Source organism: Salmonella sp. SAL04162 (assembly GCF_046551535.1).
Taxonomy (GTDB): Bacteria; Pseudomonadota; Gammaproteobacteria; order Enterobacterales; family Enterobacteriaceae; genus Salmonella; species Salmonella enterica.
The window spans coordinates 768,661-786,248 of record NZ_JBGDVX010000001.1; the positions used below are offsets into that span (position 1 = coordinate 768,661).

Genomic DNA, 17,588 nt, shown 5'->3' on the forward strand with positions numbered 1-17,588 from the left:
GAATGACAACAAACAGGGCTTTTGAAATCAGATCAGGATACAGCCATACGCTTGGCGCGAATTATGACGGCGAAGGCGTGAATTTCGCTATTTTTTCCGCCCATGCGGAACGCGTCGAGCTTTGTCTTTACGATCCGAGCGGGGAGCATGAAATCGCTCGTCTGGAGTTACCGGAATATACCGACGAAATATGGCACGGCTATGTCCCGAAGTTGCAGCCCGGCGCGCTGTATGGGTACCGCGTTTACGGTCCTTATGACCCGGAAAATGGTCATCGTTTTAACCCCAATAAGCTGCTTATTGACCCTTATGCCCGTGAGCTGGTGGGCGATATTCAGTGGAACGATGCGCATTTCGCGTATCAATTACTTCATGACGATAAAGATTTGACCTTTGATGACCAGGATAGCGCGCCATTTACGCCTAAATGCCGGGTGATTGATCCGGCTGAGGCGAATTGGGAGGATAGACAACGGCCTTCCATACCGTGGTCGAACGCCATTATTTATGAAACGCATGTAAAAGGCTTTACCCAGCTTAATTCCGCGATCCCTGAGCCTATACGCGGTACGTTTGAGGGCATGGGGCATAAAGCCAGCGTGGATTACATTAAAAGTCTGGGGATTACCTCCGTCGAGCTTTTACCCGTTCACTGGTTCCCGGACGATCAGCATCTGCTCGATAAAGGACTGAAAAATTTCTGGGGATACAACTCGCTGGGCTTTTTTGCGCCGGCGACGCGCTACTATGGTCCAAAAGGTATTCAGGGATTCCGCGATATGGTGCGCGCTTTCCATGATGCCGGCATCGAAGTGATACTGGATGTGGTCTATAACCATACGGCAGAAGGGAATGAGCTTGGTCCCACGCTGTCATTTAAAGGTATCGATAACTTCTCTTACTATCGCACCATGCCCGATCAGCATCGCTATTACATTAACGATACAGGGACAGGTAATACCGTCAATACCTCTCATCCACGGGTACTGCAAATGGTGATGGATTCGCTTCGCTATTGGGCGGAGTCAATGCATGTCGACGGCTTTCGTTTTGATTTGGGCACCATTCTTGGTCGTGAGCCGGAAGGCTTTGATCAGAGAGGCGGCTTTTTTGATGCGGTAACGCAAGACCCGGTACTGGCAAAACTGAAACTGATTGGCGAACCCTGGGATATCGGACCGGGCGGCTATCAGGTTGGCGGCTTTCCACCAGGGTGGGGCGAATGGAATGATAAATACCGCGATACGGTACGCGAATACTGGAAAGGTGACAACGTCACAAATGATTTCGCCGCACGCCTGCTGGGTTCCGGCGATCTCTATGATTTGCGCGGCCGTCGCCCCTGGTCAAGCGTTAACTTTATTACTGCCCATGACGGCTTCACGCTGAACGATCTGGTGTCTTATAACGACAAACATAATGAAGCCAATGGCGAAGATAATAATGACGGGCATAATGATAACCGCTCCTGTAACTATGGCGCAGAAGGGCCAACCGACGACGAAGGCATCAATGCGATACGCGAGCAACAGAAACGTAATTTCCTGACCACCTTGCTTTTCTCGCACGGCACGCCGATGTTATTAGCGGGCGATGAGTTTGGCCGCAGTCAGATGGGCAATAACAATGGCTACTGTCAGGACAGTGAAATATCGTGGGTCCACTGGGATAATTTGCCGGAAACCGCCAATGCGCTACGGGAGTTTACCCGTCATCTGATTCAACTGCGCGCCACGCAACCGTTGCTGCGCCGGGAGAGCTGGCGTGACGGTCTGGAGATCCGCTGGTTTAACGCCGGCGGAGGGGCGCAGCAATCCGAACAATGGGATGAGGGATCGACCATAGGCGTATGCATTAGTCGTCCCGATCTCCAGCCGGAAGCGGGGATCTGGCATGACGCCTTACTGCTTTTCAATCCGTTTGAAGGCAGCGTACCGTTCCGTATTCCGATGTGGGGAGAAGGCGGCTGGGTACTTGAACTGACGACTGCCGATAACGCGCAGCAGGGAATGCGGATTACCGAAGAAATGGATTTCGATCTGGCCGGGCGCAGTATCGTGTTATTCAGACGCCCCTGATAGTAAAACCGCGCTCCGGACCCAACCGGCCTTGATGGCCGGTTTTTTTACTGGCGCTCAGGCGATATCATGCCGCAGAAATAACCCCGGTGTCAGTTTACCGCCCGAAAAATTCATCCGCCTGTTGGTATTCCTTTGATTGTCTTCACCGATATTCGCTTCAGGCCGTCTATTGCCATTTCAAGGTAGGTACGTGGACATCCCAGATTTAAACGGATAAATCCGCTGCCCGCCGGGCCAAAGCCGCTGCCCATTGAAGGAGCAATACCCGCGACATCCGCCATTACCCATTTTAGCTGTTCGTCATCCAGTCCCAGTTTTTTACAATCCATCCATAATAAATAGGTTCCCTGCGCCGGGACAATTCTTGCCCAGGGAAGGTGCTCTGTCGCCTGTTCAACAAACCAGCGGCGGTTTTCCGCCAGGTAATCCAGTAGCGAATCCAGCCACTGTCTGCTTTCATTCCATGCGGTAGTCGCCGCCTGAACGGAGAGGGCGTTAAAGACGTCCAGCCCATGAGCGTCCAGACGAGACAGAAAACGCTGGCGAAGCGTAGGATCGGGAATGAGAAAATTAGAAATTCGCAACGACGATAAGCCAAATGTTTTGCTGGCCGCAGTGGCGGAGATGACCCGTTTATGCCAGCGCTCCCCTAAATGCAGTACCGAGGTAAAGGTTTCGCCGGGCAGCAATAGATCGGCCCATATTTCATCCGAGATGAGAGTGACATCATAAGCTTCACATAATAAAAGCAGTTTCTCCAGTTCGTTGGCCGACCAGCAACGCCCGGTTGGATTATGTGGATTACACAAAATCATCAGCGGAGGGCGCTCATGGCGAAACAGCCTTTCCAGTTGGCAAAAATCCATCTGGTAACCGTCGTCCGGCGACTCGCTAAGGGGATTCTCCAGCAGTTTTCTACCATTAAGCGTGATTATTTTGGCGAAGGAGCCATAGTATGGCCCCTGTACCACTACGCCGTCGCCTGGATGCGTCAACATTTGCACTAAGAGCGCCAACCCTGGTACGACGCCTTCCACGCTGCATACCCATTCTTGTTTTAACGTGAGCTGGTGGCGTGATGAAAACCAGTGAAGCAGGGCGTTAAAATAGGCCTCATCGCGTTCGCTATAGCCAAATACGCCGTGCTCGATTCGCTGATGCAATGCCGCCTGAACCTCAGGCGGGCAGGCAAAATCGAAATCAGAAACCCACATCGGCAGCAGTTTTCCAGCGCCGTCGCCAAAGTGACGCTCAATAAAATCCCACTTTACCGAACCAGTATTGTTGCGATTGATAATCTGGTTAAAATCCATCTTGTTTCCTTATTATTTCGTCACTGACGCTTGCGGCGACTTTTCTGAAGCGGAGGCAGTTCTGGCAATACCAATTCCGCTAAAACCATAAATTAATGCGAAGAAGATCGCCGCATAGCACTGGATAGCCCAGGGCAGAAGATCAAGCGTGCTAACGCCCAGCGTGGTCGCCATGTAGACACCAGCCGAGGTCCACGGCAGGAGAGGTTCGATAACGGTACCGGCATCTTCTATCGTCCGTGAAAGGTTTTTAGTATCCAGCCCCATACGACGATAGGCATCTTTAAACAGTTCGGCGGGAACTAACAATGCCAGTTTACCGTCGCTGGTCGCTCCTGTGACCAAAATTGTGGTGCCGATAGTGGCGGCAATGAGCTGACCAACGCTATGAATAATAGTCAGCAGCCGGTTAATGATGATCGTTAACGCGCCGGTTAACGTTAGCGCTCCGGCAAATGAAAAAGCGCAGAAAACTAACAGTATTGTTCCCATCATCGAGAACATTCCGCCCCGGTTTAGCAGGCGCGGAACATCGGCCACGACACCTTCAGCGCCTTGTGGGAACATGGCGATATCAAATCCATCAATGAAAGCGTCCAGTCCCTGTTTGATGCTCAGTCCCTGCATGATGACGCCGAGGAATAAGGCAAGTACGCAGGCGCTTAACATTAATGGGATGACAGGCTTCTTGCGAATTGCGCCCCACAGTACGATCACCGGCGGCAAAATAAGAACAATATTAAAATGGTATAGCGATTCCAGCGAGTGGATGATGTCCGTAACGCGCTGCGGCGTGGCCACCTCGCCCAGCATATTACTGTGTCCGGCGATAAGATAAACCACGGCGGCAAGCAGGAAACTTGGCAGGGTCGTCCAAAGTAAATGCTGAATATGCTCAAACAGAGTAGTGTCTGCGACAATCGCGGCAAAGTTAGTCGAGTCGGACAACGGTGAGATTTTGTCGCCGAAATAAGCGCCAGAAACGACGGCGCCAGCTGCTGCTGCAAGAGACACGTCCAGCCCGGCGGCAACCCCCATTAACGCAACGCCAACCGTCCCTGCGGACCCCCACGATGTACCGGTACAGACGGAGACCACGCTGGTTAAAAAGAAGGCTGCAATCAAAATATATTCCGGGCTTATGAGTTTTAGCCCCCAGTACACCATGTAGGGAATGGTGCCACTAAACATCCAGGTGCCAATCAAACCGCCCACGCAGATCAGGATCATGATAACCGGCATTGCTTTAGCCAGCTTATCCACCACTGAGTTGATGATGTCTTCCCAACAGTATCCTTGCCACCATGCAATGCCTGCCGCTACCGCCGCAGAGCACAGAAGGAGCGGTTCGATACGTAGCCCCATGATGCCGTAACCGATAATCAACAATAACAACATGGAGATGACTGGGATTAGCGCTAAACCCAATGACAGCGTTTTCTTCTTGTTTTGTGATGCACTCATAATGGAGCTCCGGTCAGTAAGGTAGCTCAAGGGTAGGGGGATACGCTTCTCACTACTGTGATCCATTACTTTCGTCCATGTAACCGATTACATGAGAAGGGTTAATTTGATAGTCATCACAGTTTTTACTGTTGACGACGCATTCATCGTGAAAAATAGGGCGCGACAGAATCGCGGATCACCAGTTCGGCATTGAAATGATTGCTGCTGGGCGGCGGCGTAATGCCCTGGTATAACTGTATCGCCAGTTGCGCGGCACAACGCGCCATTTGTTCGACCGGATAATGCATTGTTGTTAACGCCGGATAAAGATACCGGGCCAGCACCACATCATCAAAGCCGACAATAGAGAGCTGTTGCGGAAGCTGAACGCCGCGTTGATGAAGAATACGCATAATGCCAGCGGCCATCACATCGTTAAACGTGACCGCAGCCGTAAGGGGAAGCCCGCTATTGATAAGTTGATGCGCGGCCCGCTCGCCGCCTTCTTCGTTAAACGGAACGCTAATCACCCAGCGAGGGTCTGGAGAAATACCATATTCTTCCAGCGCCTGACGGTAACCATCAAGGCGTTCCTGACGATCGATAATTGGCAAGTCAGATGTCACACAGGCAATGCGCCGATGCCCGTTCGCCAGGAGATATCGGGTCGCTTCCCTGGCGGCGCTGCGATTTTCCAGCCAGATACACCGGTTGGCCATACCGGCGATATAACGATTAACAACAACCAGCGCTGGAAAGTGGGCTGCGTAGCGCAGCAGCTCTTTATCCGGTAATCGGCTGGCATGTACAACAATAGCCTCACAGCCTTGATTAACCAGAAAATCCAGTCCCGCTTTTTCCATTTCTTCGTCGTGGCCGCCGCTACATACCATCAAGCGATACTGCTGCTTACGAGAAACATCTTCTACGCCGCGAGCAAGGCGGGCAAAAAAAGGATCGGCCAGATTGCCGGTTAACAATCCGAGCATATCGCCGCTACGTTTCGCCAGCGCGATAGCGGCGGCATTCCGGCGATAATTGAGATCGCGCATGGCTTTCTCTACACGTTCGCGCGTGACGGGTTCAACCCACGCGGTCTGGTTAATGACGCGTGATACCGTCGCGGTTGATACACCGGCCATGGATGCAACATCCTTTATTGTCGCCATGTTGAGCTCATATTTGTTCGTTTAAAGGGTATCAAAGCCATTGATTATCATGTTATGTAGAAATCAGTGCAATCACTGCGGCGCAGCCTGAATTAGCCATTAAGAACTCAAAGAAAAAAAGATCTCATCCGGATTAATTTTTGCAGGAACAGCCACGTTAGGTATAGCTTCTCTTGCCATGCCGCAACTGACATTACTTTCAGCAGCAACGGGAATTACCGAATACTATACCCGCCTGACCGTGTCACTGGGCTGTACTCCCCTCAGTGTCATGCCGGAAGAAATTCGGCTTTGCTGATAAGCACAGCGGCTTGTCCGGTGGTGAGCCGGTAGTCACAGGGTAGGGGAGGAATACAGCCTATGGCGTTTCAATGTCTGAAAACACTACCACATCTTGTGTCAGAGGGCCGCTGCGCGCCAGGCCGTTTCGCAAAGTTCGATTATTTTTGCAGTGTTCTGCCCTTAACAAATGGCCAGCTCGTTCACGACCTCAGCTACGCTCTTGATGCTGCGGATATTTCCGATGCCCGTGCCCAGCGCAATGTATCCTTCATCTGTATTACCTTCCAGCATGCCGATACGCAACCCGCGTAAACCTCCCATCGTCTGGGCCAGTTCTTCATTGCTTGCACCAGCTTTATCCATCGACACGAGCTTGTCAGCCAGCTTGCCAGGAAGTGAGCGGTAGTAATCTGGCAGGGTACGGAAAAGCAGCAAATCCAGGCCGTTAGCATTAATGATTTTATCCTTTACTGACTGCGGCACACGGCTTTCTTCTGTCCCAATAAACACCGAACCAGCAAAGACACCCTCTGCTCCCAGCGCATGGGCAGCACGGGCGGTACGACTATCGGTAATCCCGCCTGCAGCCATGACGGGAACACTCTTCACCGAGTCCGCAATCAGCGGCACGATCGAAAAGGTGCCAAGCGCGGTGCCAGGCAATGTGCCACCTTCATCAAAACCTGTTGCAACAATAATGTCGGCGCCGGCTTTTTCCGCTAAACGTGTATTTTCAGGTGTCGGATTAATATCGCGGTAAATAATTGCAATACCCGACGCTTTTAGTTCATTAAACAGCGAAGTGATAATAGCTCCTTCTCCGTAACCGGTATAAACAACAGCTTTTACTCCCTCTTCCTTTATTACCTGTAGGATAGGCGGAGTCCAGATGTCGTTTTCAGGGGTTGGAATAAGGTTCACCCCGAATGGTTTTTCGGTAAGTTTTTTGGTTTTACGAATTTCTTCACGCATTTTTTCTGCTGTTTCATCAGGCGTTGATACAGCAGTTTCCGCTGTTAAGCCCGCATTTGGGCCAAGCACACCCAAACCACCGGCGTTGCTTACGGCTGCAACCAGTCTTGCATCGGTAAGCCAGGACAATGGGCCTTGTATAACAGGTTTTTCGATACCCAGAATCTGGCAGATACGGTTGTACTTCATGACGTAATCTCCTTCGAACAAATTTTCAGCCAGCCTTTTAGGCGACTGTGGTAGTTAATTAATCTGAAGAAGATCTTAAGCCTCTTTATTGTTACGAAAAACCATCCAATCTTTAAAACAGAATTACTGATAAAGTAACAATAGCCAGGTCGGATATGCACGAAAGAGCGTTATCAGAGATGTGCATCCGGACCAAAAACCTCGCACAGCCAGTCGATGAATACACGAACTTTAGGTGCCAGATACCGACGATCCGGGTAAAGCAGTGAAACCGGTTTTGGCGGGGGCGGGAAATCAGTGAGGATCTCTGTCAGCTCTCCACTGGCAATAAAGGGTGCAAGCGACGGACGCAATCCGTGTAGAATCCCCAACCCCGCCAGCCCACATGAAAGAAACGCTTCTGAATTGTCTACCAGGATGCTGGAGGGTACTTTTATTGACGCAATACTGCCATCAACCGTGAATTTCCACTCCATTATCTGCAGGCTGTGATTACTGAAAAAATTTACAGCCCGGTGGGACGTCATCAGCTCATCGATAGAGTGCGGCGTGCCATGCTTCGCAAGATAAGATGGCGCAGCACAGGTCACCATGGCTGCCGTTCCCAGACGTCTGGCAACAAAACTGGAGTCATTAAGCTCACCAAGTCGGATGACGCAGTCCACACGCTCGGCAATCAAATCAATCTTGCGATCGGACGTACCAAGTACAATCTCAATATCCGGGTATCGGTTCTGAAAATCTCCAAGAGCCGGAATGATGACTGCCCGGGCGAGTGTAATAGGGACGTCAAGGCGCAGGCGACCTTTCGGCGGTTGCGTGCGGGAAAATAATCGCCGGACGTCGTCCAGCTCACTTAAGAGCGACAGGCAACGCTGGTAAAACTCTTCCCCTTCATCCGTCATACTGACCTGTCGTGTTGTACGATGCAGGAGCTTAACGCCCAGATCATGTTCCAGATTCTGAACGGCGCGGGTAACAGCAGGGCGGTGCAGCTCAAGCACCTCCGCCGCGCGGATAAAGCTCCCTTGCTCTACCACATTGACATAAATATTCATGGCTTCCAGCATATTCAGCTGCATCTGTTCTCAGTCCTCAACCATTATTTGTGTCGAAGGGGGAAGCTCCTTATAACATTCCTGTCTGCTGGAACATATCCCTTTGTGAGCTGATTGTTTTATCTGGAGTAACATACTGCTATCGATACATGACTTTTACCGGGTGGTTGAGGTAAGACATGTCATTTGTAAAATCGCTACCAATTCTTCGCAACCTTTTTGGATGTTCGGCGGCGTCGTATACAAAAACAAACAGGCCAGGCGATACGGTTACGCATGTGCAGGTCATGCCAGGCGCGACGCTAAAATACGAGCCGATTATGTTTGACCGCCGCCAGTGTAGGTGGCGAGTGTGAATGCAAGACATTGGCAGACAGTGAATAATCAAACCTCGTGAAATGAGGTTCCCATTAATTTTTTAGCCCATGTCAGCGCAGCGCAGGAAAATTGCCCGTCGTCTGGAAAAAAGCCCGTTATTAAAACGGGAACTGTCGGAAATGGCTGTTGAGTCCTACGGCGATGCCGTGTTATCTGCAGCGCGTGAAACAGGCCTTGATGAAAAGAGTTTTCCGTCTGAAATGCCGTGGGCGCTCGCTGATACGCTGTGCGACGATTTCATCCTGGACTGACACACTGACAATGACGAACCGAACACAATAGCCGGTTTTTTTATGCCTGAGCGGCGTGTGCTGCGTGAAATCGTGTGCAGGATAGCGGGTGCAAATCAACAGAATTCGCTCAGCGTCACGGCAGGGAAGGGATCAAACTTATAGGCCAGAAGTTTTTTGACATGCACGAATCCAGCCGCCTTAACATGTCTTTTAAATGTTCTGGTGCATTTAACATAATATACATTATGCGCACCAGTGCTGTTAGAACCATTTAGTAATGTCACTTTTTATCTAGATAGAAACGTCACCTTAGAGTAAGCTAAACTGAATACAATTCTAAGGGACTCAACGGATGTTGGTGACCATGTCAGATAAAGAGATTCATCGCTTGCCAGTTATACAGGCTGTTTGTGAGAAGCGCCTACGCCGTCGCGATGCAGCGTCACAGCTTGGCATCTCAGAACGTCAGGCGCAACGGCTTATCAATCGTTACCGGGTTTCTGGTGCTGAAGGACTTGTTAGCCGCAAACGCGGCCAGCCCAGCAACCGTCGGTTGACCGAATCTCTCAAACTACGCGTGCTCACGCTGATACGTGAAAACTACAGTGACTTTGGACCCACACTGGCCGCAGAAAAACTCAGGGAGCGCCATGGTATCCGGCTTTCAATCGAAACCGTACGCAACTGGATGACGTCTGACGGACTCTGGGTCCCGCATGCTCGTCGCAAGTCACGGGTTTATCAACCCCGACATCGTCGTGATTGTCTGGGTGAACTGATCCAGATAGACGGCTCCCATCATGACTGGTTTGAAGGTCGTGCGCCAAAATGCTGCCTGCTTGTATTTATCGATGATGCCACCGGCCGCCTGATGCATTTGCGGTTCAGCGAGTCAGAAACAGCCTTTGATTACATGCTGGCAACCCGGGAATACATTGAGCAGCATGGGAAGCCGGTATCGCTGTACAGTGACAAACACGCAATATTTCGCGTCAGTGGTCCGGAGAACCGCAATACCACCGTTACCCAGTTCGGACGTGTGCTCTATGACCTGGCAATCGAGCTTATTTGTGCCAACAGCTCTGAAGCTAAAGGCCGCGTGGAACGTGCGAATCAGACTCTTCAGGATCGGCTAATCAAAGAAATGCGTCTGGAAGGTATTACCGGCATTGAGGCCGCGAATGCCTGGCTTGCCACTTTCATCGCTGGCTTTAACCGCAGATTTTCACGACCGGCCAGGTTCCCTAAAGATTTGCATCGTCTAGTGCAGGAGAACCCCGATGAGTTAAGAGATATCTTTGCCTGGCATGATGTTCGTACCGTGTCGAAATCACTGACATTCCAGTACGATAAGATCCTTTATCTCATGGACCCAACAGAAGAAAACAGCCGCCTTGCCGGTGAGAAAATTAAAGTGCTGGATTATCCCGATGGCACCCTCGCCTTCCACTACGGACATCGGAGCCTTGAGTGTCAGGCATTCGATAAGCTGGCCTGTGTCGATCAGGGGCAGATTGTCGATAACAAACGGCTCGGGACAGTACTCAGACTGGCTCAGGTAAAACAGGATGAGCGGGAAAGCGAAGGAAAACGGGAACGAAGCAAAAAATCGCCAAGCCGTAAGGCTCAGGTGCGTGTCCAGGAACAGCTCCGGGCTATCAATCCCGTTCTGGCAGACCCGAGCTTGTTTGTCGCAAGTTCAAAGCGGTAGAATCGACCATCAGTGCTGCAAAGTACCGAGTAACGGTGAGCACCCAAAAGGATACTTGAGATGATTAAATTCCCGACTAAAAAGCGCGTTGATTTGTATAAAAATGCTGTCAGTTCTGAGCAATTACATCTGGATCTGGCTGCGGCTCAGGAGTTCATGTTCGATGCCTGGGAAACTGATGACCTGGACGTTGTGCTGAAACTCATCAGAAAAGCTATCAAGAAATCCCCGCTCTGTGCTGACGCATACTCATTCTACTGCGAGTTATCTCAAGAACCTCCTGAGTCAAAAATCGGGAATCTGGAGACGGCTTTGTACGCAGCCAGCATTGCTCTTGGCGAGGATTTTCAGGAGTTCGCAGGACGTTTCTGGGGATTTGTCGAAACACGTCCATATATGAGAGCAAAAGCAGCTTTGGCTGAGGCCTTATGGGAGTCAGGTAATTTTTATCCGGCTATGGCTCACTGCCGCGAAATGCTGAAGCTCAACCCGAACGATAACCAGGGGATTCGTCATTTATTAGCGAACTATTACCTTGGGCTTGAAATGGTGGATGATCTGGCCTTGCTACTGGACGATTATCCTGGGGATATGCGCCCGTTTCTTCAGTATACACGCGCCCTCCTCGCCTACCGGCAGTCATCCCCAGATGCCAATGATATCGCTAAAGCTGCGATTGATTCTAATAGACACATCCCCGGCTTGTTATCGAAGTGCAGATTACAGCCCAAGTCTAACAGTGGATACATTACGTTAGGTGAAATGGATGAAGCCATATATTACGTGAATAATAATTTAAAATCCTGGATTCGCACCCCTGGTGCAATTGAATGGATTGTCAAACACTCATCTAATTTAATATAAGGATTAATTTTTAATGTTTAATCTAATTATGGGCGGAGAACCTGACTATTTTGAACATTGGCCCATGTATGAAAAGGTTAATGGTAGTTGTGACTTCCCAATCTCCCGCATGTTAGAAGGCACCTCTGAGGACATCCGACTGAAGTTAACCCCTTTGAATGACAAGGCACTATCTTATATTGAGAAATTACCTACGTTATTCATGTCAGAGCTTTATTCCAGAAATGGTGTTGAGTACATAACTCTTCGGCTTGGTGTTATATCAAATCTACGAACGGTTAACAAAAACGTTGAGTTTTATTTCCAAATCACTCATTCACAAGATGATGTGGTCGTGATAGACAAAGAGTTATATCAAACAGTTTTAGAATTAGGTTCATATGGATTGAAACGTACTCACTGGGGAATAAAGGCTCGCGATTTAAATCAAACGCTAGCCCTTCTAAATATAACAACAAGAAGCATGCCACTCCCTCCTGCCGAAGCACTTCCCGATGAAATCGATAATTACCCAATAATTGATAATGTTCAAAGTTTCATGGCGTGTGTTTTAGAACAAGAACATAAAGAAGATGAAGAGATCTTTTATCGCGGACATTCTGATGTGTCTTATGAGTTGGCGCCATCTGTTTTCAGGAAAAACAAAAAAGGTAACTTTAAGCATTTACACAATGAATCAAGCTTAGTCCGTGAAGCCCTAACAGCAAGGCCAGCTGAGTTTGTTGACGACAAAACAATGCTGGACAAGTTAGTAAGAATGCAACATTACGGACTACCAACTCGCTTGTTGGATATAACATCAAATCCTCTTATCGCACTCTATTTTGCTTGTTGTGATATTAATAATAATGAACCAGATAATGATATTAATGGGCATGTGATTATTTTCAAAACAAAAAGAGAACGTATAAAGTTTTTTGACTCTGATACAGTAAGTTGCATCTCAAATATATCAATGCTTAGCCAAACACTGAAAGATCAGCTGGATTGCAAAATGGACAGGGATGCTTTCAACAAAATTGAAGCTTGTCAAAAACTCATACATTACATTAAGGATGAAAAACCTTATTTTAAAGATGTAATTATACCAACAGATTTGGAAAGGTTAATCTTTGTTAAAGGACGAAATAACAATGAAAGAATGTCATCTCAGTCAGGTGCATTCTTATTGTTCGGGAATAATGCTGTTTATCCCGATTTAGTATCAAACCCTGATGATGCTATGCAAGAGTTTAAAGTCGAAAAGATAGTGATCAGAAACAAAGCTAGAATCCTGAAGGAACTCGCAAGGCTAAACATTACAGATGCGACTGTCTATCAGGGTATGGAAAGGACAATGAAACTAATTGCGGCCCAATTTTCCGCAGGAGATTGATCTTCATGGGTATTTTTGGCACACTAACCTGCCGGTATCGGGCATTGATCCCTTGGATGCCAGGCCTGATGTGTGTCGGACAGAGGCTGGTTGTCGATAACTACAAACGGCTCGTGACAGTACTGAGACTTTCTCAGGTAAAACAAGATGAGCAGGAAAAGGAATGAAGCAAAAAATCGCCCAGTCGTTAAGTATAATTTGAATGTAAAAATATAAAACAAGGAATTGAGAATGAACCCCATTACTTTGAGTGAAATGAGTGATGAATCTGAAGAAGTAAAAATAATTTCTTCATATGAACCTCAAGATGATGAGATTGCGATCGTTTTTGATAGCTCAAAAATAACTGGAGGTAATGCACTGGATTTTTTCCAGTTCACCAAGCACTCACATTCTAATGTTAAAGTGTACGGAGACCCCAATGGTGTTTCGTACCTGCAATTAAACAGTATAACGTTAACGTTAGGTACATTTTTTGCCACATCAATAATGGTACCTTTTTTAGTAAATCTTATTTCAAATTATATTCAGAAGAAAATTGATAACTTTGGGACTAGAGATATAGACGTTCAAGTCTCTATAATTAAAAAAGCTAAATCTGGGAAGCATGTAAAATACACTGTTTCTGGCAAAGTAGAAGATGTTTTAAAAGTAATTAATAAAATTAAATAAGATTACATATGGATATTCACGGAAAATTAAAGGGCTGGATGAGTATTACTCAAGAAGATGGTGCTATTCTTGATTATCTTAATGCCGAGTTAATAAAGTCTCAATCCTTGAGTTTAAATAATGAGTCAAACAGATTGTTTTTATACAAAACAATTCTACAGGCTCATTTAAAATACATTCAAGTTATTAATCTACTAACAAAAGGTGATTTTTATGAAGCGTGGGTAGAACTTGAAAGAATAGAAATAGATTTAATACACATCAAAGAAAATAATGAGTATCTGCCTGAAATTAATTTGTATGGTGTTAACTTCTTAGCCAGAATGGTATGTAATTGGCAGGCTTTATTCCCATATAAACTCTTCGGTAGTTCTCGTGAAATAATAAAAGAAGTGAAATGCTCAGTATGTAATACAACTCGTGGTTTTATTAATGATTGCGGTCATGTTAAAAACAAACTTTACAATGGAGTTCTTTGCTTTGATGAAGTGACCGATTTTGAATTAATTTCTTATGACGTAGTTAGTAATCCCGTTAACAAATATAGCGTTTTTTTCTCTAGTGATGGTGATAATTATAACTATTCAACTTTAATTAATGTTGTCAAGTATATACAATCCCCACATCAAATTTTCAATATTTCAACTTGGAAATATAAGGCGAAAGAACATGACGGAGTATTATCACCAGAAAATATTTGTCCATGTGGATATTCTTTCAAAAAATATGCAGATTGTTGTCTGTCACGTAATGGTATTTATTACAAACAGATAGACATTTGGTTTCCACTTCCGTTGGATATAGAACCCATTTAGAACCAGAAATGCAATGATTGAAGGTCCCGTTGATACGGATGTCTTCTCATTAAGATTATTTAGTTATGCGTATTATTCCAGTCATACATATTTAACTTTTGTTTTATGAATTGGTTTAGTGGGATAACGCAGCAGTCACATTAATATGTGTTGATGAAAATGACATAGGCTGAAAGTGCCCTTTCTATCTTGCAGAAAGAGGTGACATTTTAAAACTGCATTGACAAGTGCGACGGGCCACGAAATCAGGCAATCCGGGGTTATCGATAACCGCCAGTGCCGGCACAAGATTATGATACCCGGACACCAGTATATTGATGACCGGGCATCACTTGTTACGTGACTTTTTACGTAATGCTTCCACCCGTTACGTGAAATTTTCACGTAACGGCCAGAGCCATCGGCCGACGACCCCGACGAACGCCACCCACTGGAGACATTCACGCAGATGCAGCATAATGCTACATGCCACATTATGTAAATACCTCTCCAGTTCATCACGCAGCCGGACGACAGACACAAAAAAGCCCGGCATTTAGCCAGGCTGTTTCATAACCTTCTAAAGAAAGTGTCGCCACAAATAATAAAGCACCCACACCAGACAGAAAACAAGCAAGACCGTTACAAACGTCATCGCATCCCCTTAATCACTATCAGGCCAGTATTCCTCATCAGGCCCGCCCTCATCATCTTCAGGCCAAAAATCAAAGAAATCTTTGTATTCAATCGTACCTACATACAAGATTTCAAAATCATCACCACGCCAGCGGTCTGTTAAATCATTATATTCATGACGATAAACCATAGAGCCATCAGGCCAGACAAAAACATCATCACCGTCCATATATCACCTCATATTCAGATAAAAAACAGTAAAAAGAAAAGTAATAATTAATACAGTAACAGCAAAATACCCAAGAAATAATCCTTATTTACGAGTAAAAACCTTTTGCATATATCACCCCCTAACCTTTTTGGCCTGAAGAACTATAAGTAAATCCATACCCTGTTTTTGATTAGATTTCTGAGACCATGATTTAGGTAAAAATGATAACCCTGTTTTAGTCGTATTATCCTTGCTTTGCGTCAAACCAGATAACACGATAATATCACCATCTTTCATATTAACGTTGGTAATAATCTGCCTGTTAGTAAATGTAGGACTGTTATTCACGCCCGTAGTTGTTTCAGCATAATCACTCAGTTGTTCATTAATACTCATGGTTATAATATTTTCAGTAATAACAGGCTTAACCTGCAACGTTACACCTGTATTACGGTATTCGACAGACTGTACAGGCGTCCCGTTTTCGTAGCTAACAGAACCTAACGTAGGCACACTGGCACCACCCGCAAGACTGGTATTGGCACCAGATATCACCCTGGAATGCGCCCCCGTCACAAGTGAAAAACGATTGTCAGTACGAAAGATTTCATACAGTGCATCGAGCGACCCGCTGGAGAACTGGAGGAAGTTCCCATAACCTGAACGCGATCCAATATTAACGCTAAAATGACTGTTAAGCAGTTTAGCCGCCAGTTGAAGACCAGAACCGTTGCGCTCGTCAGTAGACACCTCAAAAACATAGGCCGTAACGTCTATCTGGTCTGCCCTGACATCAATTTCAGGCAAAAGCGCCCGTATCTGGTCAATATTACGTTTCGTACCACGATATACGAACGTGTCGCCAGTCGTGGACATAAAAGGTTGTTCAGTACTGTCAGGCATCACAGCCGCAGACGTACCAGGCGCGGAAGAACTGACAGGCGTAGTCCCGTTCTGAGTAAATGACGACCCCAGTACAGACGCCAGATACGCCACATCACGAAACTTAGGCGTATAGGTAAACGTATAGAAACGGGGTGGAGATGGAATAACCTGATAAGGATATAAATAATCAATCCCCTTTTTCGTTGAAACACGAATATGCATATTATCGAGATACCGAATAATAAATTCACGTTCATCATTATCAGGCTGTATGTGCAACGTTAATTTACGGGTATCAAGCGTAAGTTCAGGTGATAACATAAAAGGCTTCTTTAATACCTGATTCCATAACACACCCACCGCATCAGGCAACGGCATAGCTGTAACCTCAAAATCAGTACCCTTTGCATAAGCCTGATGAAAAGAAGCAAAAAGAAAAAATAAAGTTAACCTGTTAGATAATTTCATATATGCCCCTAATTTAATATGGAAGAAACGGAACCTTTAAGCGTACCACCGACAGCACCCGACAAATCAGGCGTCAAAGGGAGCGAAGGCGCAGCCGCTGAAGCACCGGAATAAAATGTCACTATTTCATTATCAACTGTGATTTGCGTAAACTGCCCGTCATACGGACTGTCAGAACGAAAATAACGAATATTTCCGACAGTATCACGAAGAATAAAATAGCCCTCATTATCAGAACGCTTTAAATACCCTGTTAAACGCCACCGTGAAGAAATAACAGGCTCAGGAGGCGGTGCGGGAACGGTCTGTACATTAACGTTAACAGGCTGGCCGTTTTCATCAACAACCACAGTTTTATAACCCGAAGTATTAACAGGTTTTTCATCAGGTTTAAAAACATAATGCGTAATAAACTGGTATGAAATATAACCCAGAATAATAAAGAATGAGAGTTTAAAAACAGACTTAAAGCCAAAGCGTGATTTCTTTTTAAGCTTTTCATCCTTTACAGGCTTTTCAGGTTTTACAGGCTTTTCAGACTGAGAATTAACTTTTACATCTGTATCAGAAGAAACAGACACCACCTCAACAACATCAGAATGAGAATTTACGCCCATATCCCTGCCCTCATGCCAGTTAGTCCAGTCTGATAAAGGTGATGAAAGATATTTACCGGGAAGCAGCGTATACCAGGCACGCATATCAATTTCTTTATTGTTAATAAACTCAGTACCATCAACAAACATAAAATCAGTATCATAAAAATCATAATATTCTTTAGCCATGATGGTATAAAAATTTTCAGGTTTTTCACTCAGCGACTGACTTTTATGAAAAATACGCGCCTGAAC

Annotated in this window: 14 protein-coding genes and 2 pseudogenes; 8 read left to right on the forward strand and 8 right to left on the reverse strand. The window is 46.4% G+C overall.

Annotated elements, in window-relative coordinates:
- The first annotated feature begins 2 nt into the window (after positions 1–2).
- Complete coding sequence (gene glgX, locus ACLJRH_RS04025; protein ID WP_000210589.1) at positions 3–2,078, forward strand: glycogen debranching protein GlgX; 2,076 nt, start codon at positions 3–5, stop codon at positions 2,076–2,078.
- Between the two features lie 113 nt (positions 2,079–2,191).
- On the opposite strand, the gene ACLJRH_RS04030 is transcribed toward glgX, so the two are convergent.
- The 3 genes from ACLJRH_RS04030 to ACLJRH_RS04040 all read right to left on the reverse strand — a co-directional run bounded on the left by ACLJRH_RS04030 (position 2,192) and on the right by ACLJRH_RS04040 (position 6,009).
- The gene (locus tag ACLJRH_RS04030) at positions 2,192–3,394 is read right to left on the reverse strand and encodes a MalY/PatB family protein (protein WP_001527716.1); all 1,203 of its coding nucleotides are present in this window, start codon (positions 3,392–3,394) and stop codon (positions 2,192–2,194) included.
- Between the two features lie 12 nt (positions 3,395–3,406).
- Positions 3,407–4,858 carry a Na+/H+ antiporter NhaC gene (nhaC, locus tag ACLJRH_RS04035; RefSeq protein WP_001276630.1) on the reverse strand — a complete coding sequence of 484 codons (1,452 nt, stop codon included), beginning with the start codon at positions 4,856–4,858 and terminating at the stop codon, positions 3,407–3,409.
- A 143-nt stretch (positions 4,859–5,001) separates the two neighbouring features.
- Positions 5,002–6,009, reverse strand: a complete 1,008-nt coding sequence (locus ACLJRH_RS04040) for a LacI family DNA-binding transcriptional regulator (RefSeq protein ID WP_000201082.1) — start codon at positions 6,007–6,009, stop codon at positions 5,002–5,004.
- 89 nt (positions 6,010–6,098) lie between these two features.
- Between ACLJRH_RS04040 and ACLJRH_RS04045 the strand changes: the two are divergent.
- A pseudogene (locus tag ACLJRH_RS04045) lies at positions 6,099–6,226 on the forward strand (hypothetical protein); the annotation flags it as partial.
- Between the two features lie 245 nt (positions 6,227–6,471).
- On the opposite strand, the gene ACLJRH_RS04050 reads toward ACLJRH_RS04045, so the two are convergent.
- Positions 6,472–7,452 (reverse strand): NAD(P)H-dependent flavin oxidoreductase, encoded by a 981-nt coding sequence (locus ACLJRH_RS04050; RefSeq protein ID WP_000876799.1) that lies wholly within the window; start codon positions 7,450–7,452, stop codon positions 6,472–6,474.
- Between the two features lie 173 nt (positions 7,453–7,625).
- The gene (locus ACLJRH_RS04055; RefSeq protein WP_001176637.1) at positions 7,626–8,534 is read right to left on the reverse strand and encodes a LysR family transcriptional regulator; all 909 of its coding nucleotides are present in this window, start codon (positions 8,532–8,534) and stop codon (positions 7,626–7,628) included.
- A gap of 401 nt (positions 8,535–8,935) precedes the next feature.
- On the opposite strand from ACLJRH_RS04055, the gene ACLJRH_RS04060 reads away from it, so the two are divergent.
- The 6 genes from ACLJRH_RS04060 to ACLJRH_RS04085 all read left to right on the forward strand — a co-directional run bounded on the left by ACLJRH_RS04060 (position 8,936) and on the right by ACLJRH_RS04085 (position 14,558).
- Entirely contained in the window at positions 8,936–9,139 is a 204-nt protein-coding gene (locus ACLJRH_RS04060) for a DUF29 family protein (RefSeq protein ID WP_001276024.1), read from the forward strand.
- Between the two features lie 346 nt (positions 9,140–9,485).
- On the forward strand, positions 9,486–10,832 hold the full coding sequence (locus tag ACLJRH_RS04065; RefSeq protein ID WP_080400673.1) for an ISNCY family transposase: 1,347 nt from the start codon (positions 9,486–9,488) through the stop codon (positions 10,830–10,832).
- Positions 10,833–10,892: 60 nt separating this feature from the next.
- Positions 10,893–11,696: a tetratricopeptide repeat protein gene (locus ACLJRH_RS04070; RefSeq protein WP_059509655.1), complete on the forward strand. Its 804-nt coding sequence runs from the start codon at positions 10,893–10,895 to the stop codon at positions 11,694–11,696.
- A 13-nt stretch (positions 11,697–11,709) separates the two neighbouring features.
- On the forward strand, positions 11,710–13,071 hold the full coding sequence (locus ACLJRH_RS04075) for an FRG domain-containing protein (RefSeq protein ID WP_059509657.1): 1,362 nt from the start codon (positions 11,710–11,712) through the stop codon (positions 13,069–13,071).
- Between the two features lie 231 nt (positions 13,072–13,302).
- Entirely contained in the window at positions 13,303–13,743 is a 441-nt protein-coding gene (locus tag ACLJRH_RS04080; protein WP_059509659.1) for a hypothetical protein, read from the forward strand.
- Between the two features lie 8 nt (positions 13,744–13,751).
- Positions 13,752–14,558 (forward strand): SecC motif-containing protein, encoded by an 807-nt coding sequence (locus tag ACLJRH_RS04085; RefSeq protein ID WP_165473012.1) that lies wholly within the window; start codon positions 13,752–13,754, stop codon positions 14,556–14,558.
- 643 nt (positions 14,559–15,201) lie between these two features.
- Here the strand turns inward: ACLJRH_RS04085 and ACLJRH_RS04090 are convergent.
- The 3 genes and pseudogenes from ACLJRH_RS04090 to ACLJRH_RS04100 form a co-directional block, all read right to left on the reverse strand.
- Complete coding sequence (locus ACLJRH_RS04090) at positions 15,202–15,402, reverse strand: hypothetical protein (protein WP_410958004.1); 201 nt, start codon at positions 15,400–15,402, stop codon at positions 15,202–15,204.
- Positions 15,403–15,516: 114 nt separating this feature from the next.
- The gene (locus ACLJRH_RS04095) at positions 15,517–16,737 is read right to left on the reverse strand and encodes a type II secretion system protein GspD (RefSeq protein WP_410958005.1); all 1,221 of its coding nucleotides are present in this window, start codon (positions 16,735–16,737) and stop codon (positions 15,517–15,519) included.
- An 8-nt stretch (positions 16,738–16,745) separates the two neighbouring features.
- Positions 16,746–17,588, reverse strand: a pseudogene (locus tag ACLJRH_RS04100) (hypothetical protein); the annotation flags it as partial.

Coding starts and splice junctions, on each gene's coding strand:
- ACLJRH_RS04090 (WP_410958004.1), bottom strand. CDS start 15,402: ATGGACGGTGATGATGTTTTTGTCTGGCCTGATGGCTCTATGGTTTAT.
- ACLJRH_RS04095 (WP_410958005.1), bottom strand. CDS start 16,737: ATGAAATTATCTAACAGGTTAACTTTATTTTTTCTTTTTGCTTCTTTT.
- ACLJRH_RS04065 (WP_080400673.1), top strand. CDS start 9,486: ATGTCAGATAAAGAGATTCATCGCTTGCCAGTTATACAGGCTGTTTGT.
- ACLJRH_RS04080 (WP_059509659.1), top strand. CDS start 13,303: ATGAACCCCATTACTTTGAGTGAAATGAGTGATGAATCTGAAGAAGTA.
- ACLJRH_RS04050 (WP_000876799.1), bottom strand. CDS start 7,452: ATGAAGTACAACCGTATCTGCCAGATTCTGGGTATCGAAAAACCTGTT.
- ACLJRH_RS04060 (WP_001276024.1), top strand. CDS start 8,936: ATGTCAGCGCAGCGCAGGAAAATTGCCCGTCGTCTGGAAAAAAGCCCG.
- ACLJRH_RS04040 (WP_000201082.1), bottom strand. CDS start 6,009: ATGGCGACAATAAAGGATGTTGCATCCATGGCCGGTGTATCAACCGCG.
- ACLJRH_RS04075 (WP_059509657.1), top strand. CDS start 11,710: ATGTTTAATCTAATTATGGGCGGAGAACCTGACTATTTTGAACATTGG.
- ACLJRH_RS04055 (WP_001176637.1), bottom strand. CDS start 8,534: ATGCAGCTGAATATGCTGGAAGCCATGAATATTTATGTCAATGTGGTA.
- nhaC (WP_001276630.1), bottom strand. CDS start 4,858: ATGAGTGCATCACAAAACAAGAAGAAAACGCTGTCATTGGGTTTAGCG.
- ACLJRH_RS04085 (WP_165473012.1), top strand. CDS start 13,752: ATGGATATTCACGGAAAATTAAAGGGCTGGATGAGTATTACTCAAGAA.
- ACLJRH_RS04030 (WP_001527716.1), bottom strand. CDS start 3,394: ATGGATTTTAACCAGATTATCAATCGCAACAATACTGGTTCGGTAAAG.
- glgX (WP_000210589.1), top strand. CDS start 3: ATGACAACAAACAGGGCTTTTGAAATCAGATCAGGATACAGCCATACG.
- ACLJRH_RS04070 (WP_059509655.1), top strand. CDS start 10,893: ATGATTAAATTCCCGACTAAAAAGCGCGTTGATTTGTATAAAAATGCT.